Source organism: Streptomyces lydicus (assembly GCF_001729485.1).
In the GTDB taxonomy this organism is placed as follows: Bacteria; Actinomycetota; Actinomycetes; order Streptomycetales; family Streptomycetaceae; genus Streptomyces; species Streptomyces lydicus_D.
Genome location: NZ_CP017157.1, coordinates 8082042 through 8095877, shown reverse-complemented (window position 1 = coordinate 8095877; position 13836 = coordinate 8082042). Strand labels below are relative to the sequence as shown.

Sequence of the window (13836 nt, the reverse complement as noted above, 5' to 3'; positions counted from 1 at the left end):
CGGGACTTCCGAGGGCCGGACCGGCCCGGGTCCCGGGTCGACCGGCTAGCCCTCCAGCAGCGGCCGGCCCACGTAGCCGCCGGGCTCCGCGGCCGGCGGCACCGCGAACAGGCCGCTCGCCTCGTGCCGCAGGAACGGCGACAGGGCGTCCCCGCGGTCCAGCTTCCGCTGGACCTGGGTGAAGGCGCGCAGCGGATCGGCCTGCCAGCAGACGAACAGCAGCCCGGCGTCCGGGGCGCCGTCCTCGCGGTAGCCGTCGTGGAAGGAGAACGGCCGGCGCAGCATCGCCGCGCCCTGGTTGGACTCCGGGGCGGCGATCCGGGCGTGCGCGTTGGACGGGATCACCGGCAGCCCGTCCGGTCCGGTCGCGTCCAGCCGCATCGGGGTGGTCTCCGAGCCGCCGGTCAGCGGCGCCCCGTCGTCCTTGCGGCGCCCGATGACCCGCTCCTGTTCGTGCCGGGAACGCTTCTCCCAGTCGTCCAGCAGCATCCGGATCCGGCGGACGACCGCGTACGAGCCGCCGCGCATCCACTCCTGCCCGGCGTCCCGCCCCACGAAGATCCGCTCGTCGAAGTCCTTGTCGGACGGCTTGGGGTTGTTGGTGCCGTCGAGCTGGCCCATCAGGTTGCGGGCGGTCATCGGGCGCGCGGTGGCGCCCGGGGTGCGGTTGAAGCCGTTCATCTGCCAGCGCAGCCGGGCGCTGTCGGCGGCGTCCTTCTGCAGCGCCCGCAGCGCGTGGAAGGCGACCAGCGCGTCGTCCGCGCCGATCTGCACCCACAGGTCACCGTTGCTCCGCTTGGGGTCCAGCGCGTCGGCGGAGAAGTCCGGCAACGGGTCGAGCTGCACCGGACGGCGCGCCGTCAGGCCGGTACGGCCGAAGAAGCTGTGGCCGAAGCCGAAGGTGACGGTCAGCGAGGACGGGCCGGCGTCCAGCGCGACCCCGGTGTCGGCGGCCGGGGCGCGGCCGGCCATCAGCTCCTCGGCCGTCCGCGACCAGCGGCGCAGCAGCGCGGCGGCCTCCTTGCGGCCGGCCCCGGGCGCCAGGTCGAAGGCGACGAGGTGCCCGGTGGCCTGCAGCGGGGTGGTGATCCCCGCCTGGTGCCGGGCGCGCGCCGGGCGGAACGCCACCTCGGTCGAGCCGATCGTGGTGACGGACTTCGCGGCGTCCTGCTCGGGCTCGGTGGCGGAGACGCCGATCGCGGCCCCGGCCCCGCCGACGACCAGCCCGGCCGCGCCCGCCGCGCCGACGGTGCCGAGCAGCCGGCGGCGGGAGAGCTCCAGGGAGGTCTGCGGGGTGGCCGGCGTGGCGCCGGTGGTCTCGGGGCCGGCGGTCCGGGGGCCCGCCGCCTGCTCGGTTCGCTTGCTCATCAGCCGATCTTCACGTTCCTGATCTCGGTCACCTGGTCGATGTCGGAGGTCCGTACGAGCAGCGAGAGCTGCCACTGCCCGGGCACCGGCAGCTGGACGCCGCTCGCGCGCCAGTGGCCCGTACCGGTGTGCCGGGGGACGACCGGCAGCGGCCCGAGCTTCTTGGCCTTCTGGGTGAAGGAGATCTTCACCTCGGGGACGTCCATGGCCTTGCCCGACGGGTCGGAGAGCCGCAGCCGCAGCTCGTTGGCGTTGCCGCTGCGCCCGGGGTCGAGGTCGACGCGGGCGGTGCCCTTGCCGTGCGGGCCGCCGGTGTCGAAGGGGACGGTCAGCACCTGCGGCTGGTTGGACGCGGTGGACTGCCCGCCCGAAGCTGCCTGGACCGCCGCCTCCGTACGGGCCGGCTCGGTGGCCGTCAGCACCGTCGTCACCACCAGCAGGACGACGGCGACCGACGCCTCGGCGAGCACGGACCGCCGCAGCCCCAGCCGCTCCGGGTCCGCGTCCCGCAGCCGCTTGGTACGGGCGGTGCGCAACGCGGCCTGCTGACGGGCGAGTTGGGCGGCCCGGGCAGGGTCGGGGGTGGGTTCGGGGTCGGCTTCCGGAGATGTCCCCGGGGCCGCCTCGGGGTCCGCCTCAGGGTCCGGGGCCGGGTCGGGGGCCGAGGACGCGGCCGTGGCGGTGGCGGTGGGCGAAGCGACCGGGCCATCCGCGGACACATCCCCCGCCGCCTTCGCGACAACCTGCCCGGCAGCCTTCGCGACAGTCTTCGCGGACCGCCGCTCCGCCGCCTCCCCGGCCTCCTGCTCCCCCTCCGTTGCCTCCGCCGCGTCCGTAGCGGCAGCCGTGCCACCCGCCTCGGCCGCGGCGGCCGTGTTCTCGGCCGCCGGTGCCTCGCCCAGCCGCGCCGTCCACCGGCGCGACACCCAGGCGATCCCCACCAGGACCGCCACCAGCCCCACCTTGAGCAGCAGCAGCCGCCCGTAGGAGGTACCGGTGAGCGCGCTCCAGGTGCCGACCTGCCGCCAGGACTGGTAGACGCCGGTGGCCGCCAGCACCACCACGGAACCGAACGCGATCCGCGAGAAGCGGCGCACCGCCCTCCGTTCGACCGGCGGGCCCCAGTACAGGGACACCAGCAGCGCCGCCAGCCCGCCGAGCCAGGCGGCGACGGCGAGCAGATGCAGCACGTCCACCGGCATCGCGACGGCCGGCTGCAGCCCGGTCGAGGCGTGTTCGGCCATCGCCCAGGTCGCGGCGAGACCGGTGGCGACGATCACCCCGCCGATGCCGAGCCCGAAGGTCAGGTCCTTGCGCCGCCGGGCCTCCTCGGCGGGGTCCGCGACGGCCCCGGCCTCCCCCTCAGCGCCGGATTCCGCGCCCGCGCCGGCCGGCTCATGGGCCCGCGCGAACGCGCCGAAGAGCACCGCGACGAACAGCGCCGCGGCGGCGAGCAGCAGCAGCCGCGACACCAGCGCCGCGCCCGGCTTGGTGAGCAGCACCTGCTGGAGCCCGCCCAGGTCGAAGACGTCGGCGAGCTCGCCGGACCCGGTGTACGGCGTGCGCAGCAGCAGCATCGCGACGGTGGTGCCGGTCAGCAGCGCCCAGCCGTGCACGACCAGCCGCTGCACGGACCGCACGAGGGCCGCGGCCGGCCGGCAGGCCACCACGAAGGCGGCGCCGCCGACCATCAGCACGAACCCGGCGTACGCCAGACAGCGCGCGATGCCGTAGAGCGCGCCCACCAGCCCGCCGCCGGCCTCCTGTTGGGGGACCGCCGCGGAGCTCTTGGAGGGTGCGCCCACCGAGAAGGTGAACGCGCCGGACACCGGGTGGCTGTCGGCGGAGACCGCCTGCCAGGCGACGGTGTACGTACCGTCGCCGAGCCCCGGCGGCAGCCCCGTGCCGTACTTGACGGTGGCGCCGCTGCACAGGTTGCGCAGCTTGCCGCGGTCCACCCGTTTGCCGTGCGGATCCAGCACCCGGATGGAGTCGTCGCCCATCGCGACGCCCTCGGAGAAGGTGAGCGCCACCTGCTCGGGTGCGCGGTCCACCACCGAACCCTGCGCCGGCGTGCTGCCGGTCAGCGCGGCGTGCGCGGACGCCGGGACGGCGCCGCCGAACAGCGCGCCGGCCAGCGCCACCGCGACGACCAGCACCCGCAGTGCGGCGGACCGTCGCGCGGGTGGCCCGGTGGTGACCATAGTGATCGCTCCTCTGACTGCCGTGGCCGTTACGTCAGGTCGACTGTCGTGCTTCCCGTGCCGCCGCCCGCTACTTCTTCGGGGCGTAGGTGGCGGCCTTGACCGGGACCTTCACCGTGATCGGACCGGCCTTGGCGAAGTGCAGCTCGATGCTGACCGTGTCGCCCTCGGCGGGCTTCTTCTTCAGGCCCATGAACATCACGTGACTGCCGCCGTGCACCAGGTCGAGCGTGCCGTTCGCCGGTATCGCCAGGGAGTTGACCTGCTCCATCTTGGAGCCGACCGTCTTGTGGATCGAGACGTCCGAGGCCAGGTCGCTGGTGACCGAGGTGAGCTTGTCGGCGCCGCCGTCGTTCTTGACCGTGAAGAAGGCGCCGGCCATCCCGTCGGTGACCGGCTTCGGCATGTACGCGCCGCTGACCGAGAGCTTCGGGGCGGTGTCCCCGCCGCCGCAGCCCGCGAGGGCGAGTCCGGACGTCAGGGCGAGGGCGGCGGCGAGGGTGGTGCGGCGGTTCACGGGTTCTGTCCCTTGATGATCTTCGGAAGTGCGGAGGTGTAGTTGTCGGAGGTCGCCTCCTGCATGCCCATCCAGTGGATCTTGTCGTCCTTGGGGGAGCTCAGCAGGACCTGCGCGCCATGGGTGGAGACGACGTCGCCGTTCTTCTTCTTGACCGGCTTCTCGATCCCGATGTTCACGCTGCGCGCACCGGCCTGGATGGTGTCGAACTTGCCGGTCAGCCCGACGAAGTCCTTGTTGATGCCGGCGAGCCACTTCTTGAGGGCGGGCGGGGTGTCGCGCTCCGGGTCGGAGGTCACGAACACCACCCGCAGGTCCTTCTGCTCGGCCTTGGGCAGCTGCTTCACCGCCACCGCGATGTTGGCCATCGTCAGCGGGCAGACGTCCGGGCAGTTGGTGTAGCCGAAGTAGATCAGCGTCGGGTGGCCCTTGGTCTTCTCCAGCAGGTCGTACTTCTTGCCGTCGGAGTCGGTCAGGGTCAGGTCCGGCTTCTCCAGCGGGTTGTCGAGCGTGACGATCGGCTTGGCGGTGGTGCCGCCGGAGACCACGGCGGCGGGCTTGTCCGCGTCGCCCTCGCAGGCGGTCAGGCTGAGGGCCGCGGCCGTCGCGAGGGCGGACGCGAGCAGGGTCCTTCTACGCATTGCAGATATATCCCATGTGTTCTGAAGTCCCGGTCCGGGGCCTTCGGGTGGCAAGGTGCACCCGTCGTGAGCCCCGGGACGGGAGGGAGTGCCGGGCCGGCGCGGAGAGGGCGCCGGCCCCGTGGTGGTCAGGCGCTGCGACGGCGGCCGGCGAAGAAGCCGAAGCCGACACCGATGATGCCCACGACGATGCCGACGACGCCCAGGACACGCGCCGTGGTGTCACCGGCGGACGTCTCCGCGGCCGCCGCCGTGGTCTTGGCGCCGCCCTTGTCGTCGCCCGCGGCGGCCCCGTGGCCGTCGCCCTCGGCCGCGGTGAGCTGGAGCACCGGCGCCGGGTTCTCCGGCTCCGGGGCGCCCTCCTTCGTCGGCTCGATCCAGCGCACGACGTCCTTGTTGTCGTACGTCTGCAGCGCCTTGAAGACGAGCTGGTCGGCGTTCTCGGGCAGCTGCCCCACGGAGAGCGGGAACTGCTGGAACTGGCCGGGCTCGATGCCCTTGCCGTCCGCGGTCCAAGTGATCTTGGAGGGCGCTTCCTTGATCTTCTCGCCCTCCATCTCGATCGGCTTGGCGAGCTTGGTCTTGGTGATCGACACCTTCCAGCCGGGCACCGGCTGCGGCATGACGGACGCCAGCGGGTGGTCGGTCGGCAGGCTGACCTCCAGCTTCACCGTCGAGGCGTCGTCCCGCTCGTTGGGCACCTTGAAGTTGACGGTCGCGAAGCCGCCCTTGGGCGCCGACTGGGCCTGCACGCTGACGTGCGCGAAGGCCGGACCGGCGAGCAGCAGCACGCTGCCGGCCGCGACACCGCCGACGAGGGCCAGCCGCGAAACCCGGGCGCCCTTCGCCGACTTCACCGACGGGGCCGACTTCGAGATCTCAGACATCGAAAAACACTCCACAGGAAGGAGAGAGGTATGGGTGACATGGTGGGTGGCGCGCGTGCGGCGACGGCGCGCGAACCACCACCCTTCCTGGGGAGCGTGCTTCGCGTGACGTCAGGCCGCGAGGGCGAGGGAGGGCGGCCCACGCCTCACGACACTGTGGTGGAGTGCGGGGTCTTCCGGGCCGGGTTTGTCATCCCCGTACGAAACGGGGGCGGCGAGCGCCGGGTCGTGCGCCGTGCCGAGGCCCATGAGCAGGGCGCGCACCAGCACCAGCGCGCCGCGCACCGTACCGATGAGGGTGTGCACGGCGATCTCGTACGCGGCCGGGGCCGACAGCCGGACCAGCCGCCACAGCGCCGCCTCGCCCCGCCGCAGCAGCCAGCCGACGGCGAGCGCCGCCAGCAGGTGCCCCAGCAGCATGGGCAGCGACGGCAGCAGGCCGTGCGTCATCGCCGGGTCGGCGGCACCCGCCGGATGCCCGCCCGGTGCGACGAAACCGGCGGTGGCGGCCCGGTCGAGGCCGCCGCCGGAGTCGAGGATCCGCCGTGCCGCGGTGGCGTCCAGCCGGCCGGTGCCGAGCCCGCACGTCACGTGCCGGGCGAGCGCGACCGCGGTCCCGTCGGACATCCCGCCGGGCCCGCCGCTCCGCGCCGGGCCGGCCGTCGTCATCGCCAGCTGGCCCACCGCGAACAGCGCGTGCAGCGCCAACTGGCCCGCCGCGAGGCCCGCCGCGATACCGGGCAGCGAACGCTCCCGTCCGGCCAGCGGCGCCGCGACCGCGAACACCACCGCGGCGGCGGCACCCACCGTCCACAACGGGACCGCCGCGCAGGACGCGATCATGTGCCCGGCCGCGGACAGCACGACGCAGACCGCGGTGAAGACCGCGGCCCTCAGCAGCCGCAGATCGGCGGCGGCGCGCGCGGTGGGGGCGGGCAGGGCAGACATGGCCGCGCCATCATCCCACTGCCCCCGCCCGCCGCTTACGGCAGGGCGGTGCAAAAGGGGCGCCTCCGGCGTTGTCAAGGGCGGCAGCCACGGCGCGCGACGGCGCACACGCGGCGCTTCACGTACACCGATGCGCTCAGTCTTCGCATCCGCCGAATGAGCGGTATCACGCCCCGGACATGCTTACGGACCATGAGGCACGGCAATAGGTAACGATATGTCGAGCCGCGGCCAGGAGGCTGGAGCGATGAGCATCTGGTGGTCACTCCACTTGCGGCGCGAGGCGGCCAGCGTGCCGCTCGCCCGTCGCCTGCTGCTGGGCACGATGGAGACGGCGGGCGTCGACCCGGACATCTGTTACGACCTGTCGGTGGCGCTCTCCGAAGCCTGTGCCAACGCCGTCGAACACGGCGGTGACGCGGCCACCGAGGACTACCGCGTCACGGCCTACATCGACGGCGACACGTGCCGCATCGAGGTCACCGACTCGGGCCCCGGCTTCCGGGCCGGCACCGTGCCCCCCGCCCCGCCCCATACCGCGGACCGCGCCCTGGCGCCGGCCCCCGTGCCCACCCCCGCGCAGGCCCCCGTGTACGCGGAGGAAGGCCGGGGGCTCTTTCTGATCGAGGCGCTCACCGACCACGTCCGCTACCGCAACCGCACCGGCCGGCCCGGCGCGGTCGTCAGCTTCGACAAGATCCTCAAGTGGCGCGAGGGCGCGGCCCTTCCGATGGCGTCCTGAACGCCCGCCCGAGGTCCCCGTGGCGCCGCTCCTGCGGACCGCCGCTCCTGAACGGCTGGACGCGCGCGCCGCGTCGTCGCGCCGCTGCGCAGACCGATGCGAGGCCGCACCGCGCGCGGTCGTGGACAGGCGGAGCCGAGGTGTCAATCCGGGCGAACATGGGCAGTTGGTTGGCTGTCCGGAAATCGCCCTTCGAAGGGGGTGGCAGCCCGGTCTCGCGGTGGGAGGACCTCCCCCGCGGCGTCCCCTGTCCCTACGAGACCGGCGCACACCAGGACTAAAGCGAAGTCGTTCGCGTTAGTCTTTCTCGGACAATACTTGGCGAGAACCCGCACTGCAATACGGAGCCGTTTTGGCGACAGCGCACCAGGCCCCGGGCGAGACCCGCCCCGGTGGACGAACGGCCCGCACCCGCCAGGCCGTATTGACCGCCGTCTTCGCGGAGTTGGACGACGGCGGCTTCGCCTCACTCACGATGGAGAAGGTCGCGCAGCGCTCCGGAATCCACGTGGCGACGCTCTACCGGCGCTGGCGCTCCGTGGAGGGGCTGGTCTGCGAGCTGCTGACGGATCTGAGCGGCAGCGTGCCGCTGCCGGACAACGGAAACCTCCCCGACGACCTGCGGGCACTGGCCCACTCGATAACCGCCTTCTACGGCGAGGGGCGGATAAGCCGGCTGATCGAGGCGGTGGTCTCCGCGGCGGCCCGCGACCCGCAGGCGGCCGCCGTGCTGCGGTCGTTCTTCGAGGAGCGGCTGCCGCTGGCGGGCCGGATGGTGGAGCGGGCCGTCGAACGCGGCGAACTCCCCCCGGAGACCGACCCGATAGAGGTGATGTCGGCGCTCGGCGCGCCCTTCTACTACCGGATCCTGATCGCGCGCCGCCCCGTGGACGCGGCACTGGCCGATTCCACCGCCACCGCCGTGTGGGCGGCGGCCCGCGCGGGCGCGTACGCGGGAACGGCGCACGGGCCGGTGGACGACGCCACCGGCCCGTGACCGAGGGCTACTTGGTGAGCCCCGCCATCCATGCCTCGACCTCGTCCGAACGCCGCGGCAGCCCGTCCGACATGTTCCGGTTGCCGTCCTCCGTCACGAGGATGTCGTCCTCGATCCGGACGCCGATCCCGCGGTACTCCTCAGGCACCGTCAGGTCGTCGGCCTGGAAGTACAGACCGGGCTCGACGGTCAGCACCATGCCGGGCTCCAGCGTCCCGTTGACGTACGCCTCGGTGCGGGCCGCGGCGCAGTCGTGGACGTCCAGGCCGAGCATGTGGCCGGTGCCGTGCAGGGTCCAGCGGCGCTGCAGGCCCAGCTCCAGCACCCGCTCGACGGGACCCTCGACCAGGCCCCACTCCACCAGCTTCTCGGTGAGTACCCGCTGCGCCGCGTCGTGGAAGTCCCGGTACGCGGCACCCGGCTTGACCGCCGCGATGCCCGCCTCCTGGGCCTCGTACACCGCGTCGTAGATCTTGCGCTGGAGGTCGGAGTAGCGGCCGTTGATCGGCAGGGTGCGGGTGACGTCCGCGGTGTAGAGGGTGGTGGTCTCCACGCCGGCGTCCAGCAGCAGCAGGTCGCCGGAGCGGACCTGGCCGTTGTTGCGCACCCAGTGCAGGGTGGTGGCGTGCGGGCCGGCGGCGCAGATCGAGCCGTAGCCGACGTCGTTGCCCTCGACGCGGGCGCGCAGGAAGAACGTGCCCTCGATGTAGCGCTCGGACGTCGCCTCGGCCTTGTCGAGGACCTTCACCACGTCCTCGAAGCCGCGCACCGTGGAGTCGACGGCCTTCTGCAGCTCGCCGATCTCGAACGCGTCCTTGACCGCGCGCGCCTCGGAGAGGAAGACCCGGAGCTCCTCGTCCCGCTCGGCGGTGACCTTGTCGGTCAGCGCGGCCTCGATGCCGGCGTCGTGGCCGCGCACCACGCGGACCGGGCCGGTGGCCTCCTTGAGGACGCCGGCCAGCTCGCGGACGTCCTTGCAGGGGACGCCGAGCAGCGCCGCGGACTCGGCCAGGCTGTGGCGGCGGCCCACCCAGAGCTCGCCCATGCCGTTCAGCCAGAACTCGCCGTTCTCGCGGTCGGAGCGGGGCAGCCGGTAGATCGTCTCGTCGTGGCCGTCCGCCGCGTCGGCACGGGGCTCCAGGACCAGCACGCTGTCGTCCGTCTGGTCGCCGGTCAGGTACACGTACTCCGTGGAGGCGCGGAAGGAGTACTCGGTGTCGTTGGAGCGGACCTTGAGGTTGCCCGCCGGGATCACCAGGCGCTCGCCGGGGAAGCGGGCCGAGAGCGCGGCGCGCCGCCGGGCGGCGTTCGGAGCCTGCTCGATCGGCTCCAGATCGCGCAGCTCGGTGTCGGCCCAGCCGCTCTTCATGTTCTCCGCGAGTTCATCCGAGACGCCCGGGTACAGGCCGTTCTTGCGCTGTTTGATCGGCTGCTCTTCCTCGGCCGGGGTCTCCGGCGTGAGCTCGTCGGTCACAATGCCTCCTTTTAAGAGTGAACCGCATTCCATCGTATGTGTGGATGGATTGCGGTCCAGAGGGAGGAAGGTGTGACCTCTCCGGCACTGTGGCCTTTGTGCTCACGGGCTCCACAGGCCCCAGGGGCCCCGGCGCCCCACTCCGGACGGTGTTCCTCCCGTCACTCCTCGAAGTACGCGGCCAGCAGTACCACGTCCTCCTCCGACGTCGGGTCGTCCAGTCCCTGCGGCAGCATCGTGCGCACGATGTGGTCGACCACGGCCTCCGGGTCACGGCGGGCCGCCCTGGGCACGCCCGCGGCGGCCGCGTGCAGCCGGGCAAAGGCGCGGTCCATCGGCTCGCCGGTGCGGTGCAGCAGCCCGTCGCTGTAGAGCAGCAGGGTCTCGCCGCCGGCCGGCTCGATCTCCACGCTGGGCGCCTCCCAGCAGGCCAGCATGCCCAGCGGCGCGGACAGCGAGGTCTCCACGAACTCGGTCCGCCGGTCGCCGAGGACGAGCGGCGGGCAGTGACCGGCCCCGGCGAGCACCAGCTTGCGCGGCAGGGCGGCACCGCCCCAGCCCCCACCCGGCGCGCCCTCCGTACCGGGCGGCGGCTCGGTGAAGGCGAACAGTGCGGTGGCGCTGCGGGCCGGCTCGGTCAGCCGCAGCAGCAGCTCCAGATCCGACAGCACCGCGACCGGGTCCTCGCCCTCCATGACCGCGTACGCGCGCAGCGAGGCCCGCAGCCGCCCCATGGCGGCCACCGCGCTCGGCCCGGAGCCGGTCACCGAACCGACGGCCAGCCCCAGCGCGCCGTCGGGCAGCGGCAGGGCGTCGTACCAGTCGCCGCCGCCGCGCGGGCCGGTGCTGTGCCGCACCGCCAGGCGTACGCCGGACACCCGCGGCAGCCGGTGCGGCAGCAGCTCCTCGCGCAGCGTCTCGGTGGCCTGCCGGCTGCGGTGCAGTTCGAGCAGGCGGGCGAGGTGCTCGGCGGCGTGCGCGCGGTAGAGGCCGACGAGGTGGCGCTGGCGCTCGGTGGGTTCGGCCGGTTCGTCGTAGAGCCAGACCGCGGCGCCGGTCCGGCCGATGGGTGCCGCGGTGAGCGGCACGGCGTAGCTGGCCGCGTAGCCGAGGCGGGCCGCGACCTCGCGCAGGCGGGGGTCCAGGTCCTTCTCGCCGGGGATGTCGGGCTCGGCGATGTCGGGGGTGTCGTCCCCGGCGGCGCCCGGCTCCGGCAGGCCGTCCAGTATCCGCGCGTACGACAGGGCGCGGCGCGGGATGGTCTCGATGTGCCCGATCTCCGCGTGGCCGAGCCCGAGGCCGACGGTGGTCTCCGGGCCCAGGCCGTCGGCCGGTGCGACGACGACCATGCCGCGGCGCGCGCCGACCAGCAGGGCGCCGGCGCGCAGCAGCTCATGCAGGGCGTCCTGCAGGGTGCGGGTGCGGATGAGCTGCTCGGTGAGGTCGTGCAGCGTGCTGAGGTCGGAGATCCAGCCGGCCAGCCGGTCCTGGACAGCGGCGAGTTGGTCGACCGCGGCGGCGTCGGGCGAAAGGGCGCCGGCGGGGCCGGGAGCGGCGTCCGCAGGGGAGGCGGACGGGGCGTCGGCGGAAGGGTCCGCGGGGGCCGGCGCCACGTGTGGGCCGGCAGTGTGCGCTGGCGCGGGAAGAGCTGGTTCGATTCCAGCCACTTTCGGAACGTGCCGGGCGGTCATGGCTGGCGGCTATCGTCGCGCCAGGCATCAGCCCAGGTCAGAAAGGAGTTTGGTAGGGAGTGTGACATTTCGTTGAGTGATGTTGTGCGGTACGTTTGGCCGCTCAATTTCCTCAATAGCATCGCAAACCCCCATGTCATGCTGCTCCGCTATCAATGCCTCCACATGTACACGCACCGGTGATGCGATGTCCAGCATTGTCCCCATGGGGTTTGTGGTGTCAACGAGGTCTGTAGATTGGCCTGAAAACAGCCCCCCGAGCGTCAATTTGAGGTCGACTGGCGGCGATCGACAGCGCGTCATCACCACAGTGGCGGGTACGTAATCGGAAAGGTGCGGGGCCAGTTGGGGCCGCACCGGAACTCTCCGGCGGGCACCGGCGTCTCATACGACGAAAACCGCGACGGACCCCCAAGTGGCGGGGACTGCACCACGGAAGCGCAAGCGCCATGCGCGCGCCACCCCCCGCCATGTTCCACGCTCGGCGTACGGCGTGATGCGCTGCCTTGTACACGCGGTGACCAGAGATCCACGTGGCGTGATCGAAGCACGACCGATCCCGGTCGCCCGAGCGCGCCGCACCACACGCCACACCCCGGCACGAAGCGGCGCGGCGCGAACGACGGTGGACCGCAAGCAGTGCCCTGTAGTGCGATGGACGAAGCCCTCGGCGTTTACGGAAAGGAACGAGCGCTCATGCGCGAGATCCTCGGAAGGCGACGCAAGCTCCTGTTCCGGCGCGGCGGAAGGTCGGCGCTGCTCGGTGCGGCGCTCCGCTGCGCCACCGAGTGGCAGTGGCCCGTCCTCCCCGGTGTGGGTCTGCGGACCGCCGGCCGGCAGCCGGCCGGCGCCCGGCTCGGCCTCGGCGAACGGCCCGCCCCCCGGTGCAGTTGTCCCGACCCCGATTGTGTGGTGCCCGGCGCGCACCCCTTCGACCCGGGTGTGCTGGCGGCCACCACCGATGCCCGGATGGTCCGTTGGTGGTGGACCAATCGCCCGGACGCCCCGGTCGTGCTGGCCACCGGCGGCCGCGCGCCCTGCGCGGTGAGCCTGCCCGCCGTCGCCGGCGCCCGCGCCCTGGCGGCGCTGGACCACCTCGGTGTCCGCCTCGGCCCGGTGGTGGCCACCCCCACCCGCTGGTCCCTGCTCGTATCCCCTTACGGGCTACCGGAGTTGGGCGAGCTGCTGCACTCGCAGGACTGGGTGCCCAGCTCCCTGCGCTTCCACGGCGAGGGCGGCTACCTCGTCCTGCCGCCGTCCCAGATCGGTGCCGGCCGGGTGCGCTGGGAGCGGCCGCCGGCCTCCGGTCCGGGCGCGCCCTGGCTGCCGAAGGTGGCCACGATCGTCGACGCCCTGGTGACGGCCAGCACCAGCACTCCGGACGGTGGCAGCAAGCTCGCCTACTGAGTTCACCCGTCCGGGTGTGAGCGGCCCGGTCCACTACGGGAAACGGGTGTCCGGGCGGCCGGCGGCCCCCGCGTCGGCAGATAGGTTCGGCCCACCGTCAAGCCGCCGTCGGCGGCATCTCAATCGCAGGTGGGGCTCGTGCAGCGCGCGCAAAAACTCCGCATGACCGGGCTCGCCGCCGTGGCCGTGCTCGCCGTCGCCGTTCCGCTGGGCGCCGCGATGGCCGGCCCGGCACGGACGCCGGCGCCGCCCACCGCGGCCCCCGGTACCGCGTACGGAGTGCCGGACGGCGCGCGGGGCACGTCCGAAAACCGCCGCTCCAGCGGCCGGGGCGGCACCGTCCGGGCCGGCCACTTCGCCGGCTCGCCCGCCGGGGCCGGCCTGCCGTCCCCCTCCGGGCGCACCACCCGCTGCGGCCCCGAACTGGGCTCCGCGCGGGGTGTCGAGGCCCAGACCTGTGTGCTCGTCGAGCGCGGGCGGACCTGGGCGCGGACGTACTACCGCAACCTCACCGGCACGCCGCTGCGCGCCGTACTGACCCTGCTGCGGCCGGGCGGCACGAGCGTCCAGGTGAACTGTGAGGTGGCGGCGGCCGACGTACCGGGCGTGTGCGAGACGCCGACCGGGCGGACGGCGCGCGGCGGGAGGGCGGCGTACGGTGCGGTGGCGGAGATCGCCGATGCGGCGGGGGAGCGGCTGCTGCTGCGTGCCGGCAGCAACTCGGCGCCGGGCGCCAGTGGTTCGGACCGCTGACGGTGCGCGGGGCCGGGCCTCGCGGGGCCTACCGGAGTATCCGGTTCCGGGCATGGAAGCGCCCGGTCGCTGGCGACGGGGGATGCACCAGCGACCGGGCTTCTAGAACCGTAACAAGAGATCTGCTGTGAGCAAATTCGATCGTGGATTTCCGGACGCCCGTTTACCGGCAGGTGCGCACGTGTGACCGGTGTCACGCGAGCGCCG

The 13836-nt window shown here is 73.2% G+C and carries 12 protein-coding genes; 4 read left to right on the top strand and 8 right to left on the bottom strand.

The window, feature by feature from the left end; genetic code table 11:
* Positions 1–45 precede the first annotated feature (45 nt).
* The 6 genes from efeB to SL103_RS35140 all read right to left on the bottom strand — a co-directional run bounded on the left by efeB (position 46) and on the right by SL103_RS35140 (position 6565).
* Positions 46–1368 (bottom strand): iron uptake transporter deferrochelatase/peroxidase subunit, encoded by a 1323-nt coding sequence (efeB, locus tag SL103_RS35165; protein ID WP_069573110.1) that lies wholly within the window; start codon positions 1366–1368, stop codon positions 46–48.
* Positions 1368–3572 (bottom strand): copper resistance CopC/CopD family protein, encoded by a 2205-nt coding sequence (locus SL103_RS35160; protein ID WP_069573108.1) that lies wholly within the window; start codon positions 3570–3572, stop codon positions 1368–1370. The genes efeB and SL103_RS35160 overlap by 1 nt, the downstream gene beginning before the upstream one ends.
* A 70-nt stretch (positions 3573–3642) precedes the next feature.
* Positions 3643–4089 (bottom strand): copper chaperone PCu(A)C, encoded by a 447-nt coding sequence (locus tag SL103_RS35155; protein WP_069573107.1) that lies wholly within the window; start codon positions 4087–4089, stop codon positions 3643–3645.
* Positions 4086–4730, bottom strand: coding sequence for an SCO family protein (locus SL103_RS35150; RefSeq protein WP_069573106.1), 645 nt, complete (start codon positions 4728–4730; stop codon positions 4086–4088). Before SL103_RS35150 ends, SL103_RS35155 begins: the two co-directional genes overlap by 4 nt.
* 128 nt (positions 4731–4858) lie before the next feature.
* Entirely contained in the window at positions 4859–5617 is a 759-nt protein-coding gene (locus SL103_RS35145) for a YcnI family copper-binding membrane protein (RefSeq protein WP_069573105.1), read from the bottom strand.
* A gap of 111 nt (positions 5618–5728) precedes the next feature.
* Positions 5729–6565, bottom strand: coding sequence for a hypothetical protein (locus tag SL103_RS35140; RefSeq protein WP_069573103.1), 837 nt, complete (start codon positions 6563–6565; stop codon positions 5729–5731).
* A 247-nt stretch (positions 6566–6812) separates the two neighbouring features.
* Here SL103_RS35140 and SL103_RS35135 point away from each other — a divergent pair, with 247 nt between their 5' ends.
* Together SL103_RS35135 and SL103_RS35130 are read left to right on the top strand one after the other, a co-directional pair.
* Entirely contained in the window at positions 6813–7307 is a 495-nt protein-coding gene (locus tag SL103_RS35135; RefSeq protein WP_069573102.1) for an ATP-binding protein, read from the top strand.
* Positions 7308–7659: 352 nt separating this feature from the next.
* A complete protein-coding gene (locus SL103_RS35130) occupies positions 7660–8304 on the top strand; it encodes a TetR/AcrR family transcriptional regulator (RefSeq protein ID WP_069573101.1) in 645 nt (214 codons plus the stop codon).
* Between the two features lie 7 nt (positions 8305–8311).
* Here SL103_RS35130 and SL103_RS35125 read toward each other — a convergent pair whose 3' ends face one another.
* The gene (locus SL103_RS35125) at positions 8312–9778 is read right to left on the bottom strand and encodes an aminopeptidase P family protein (RefSeq protein WP_069573100.1); all 1467 of its coding nucleotides are present in this window, start codon (positions 9776–9778) and stop codon (positions 8312–8314) included.
* A 161-nt stretch (positions 9779–9939) separates the two neighbouring features.
* Positions 9940–11469, bottom strand: a complete 1530-nt coding sequence (locus tag SL103_RS35120) for a PP2C family protein-serine/threonine phosphatase (RefSeq protein WP_208870012.1) — start codon at positions 11467–11469, stop codon at positions 9940–9942.
* 696 nt (positions 11470–12165) lie between these two features.
* On the opposite strand from SL103_RS35120, the gene SL103_RS35115 reads away from it, so the two are divergent.
* Positions 12166–12876 carry a bifunctional DNA primase/polymerase gene (locus SL103_RS35115; RefSeq protein WP_069573099.1) on the top strand — a complete coding sequence of 237 codons (711 nt, stop codon included), beginning with the start codon at positions 12166–12168 and terminating at the stop codon, positions 12874–12876.
* A gap of 162 nt (positions 12877–13038) precedes the next feature.
* Positions 13039–13629, top strand: coding sequence for a hypothetical protein (locus tag SL103_RS35110; RefSeq protein ID WP_069573097.1), 591 nt, complete (start codon positions 13039–13041; stop codon positions 13627–13629).
* Positions 13630–13836 lie beyond the last annotated feature (207 nt).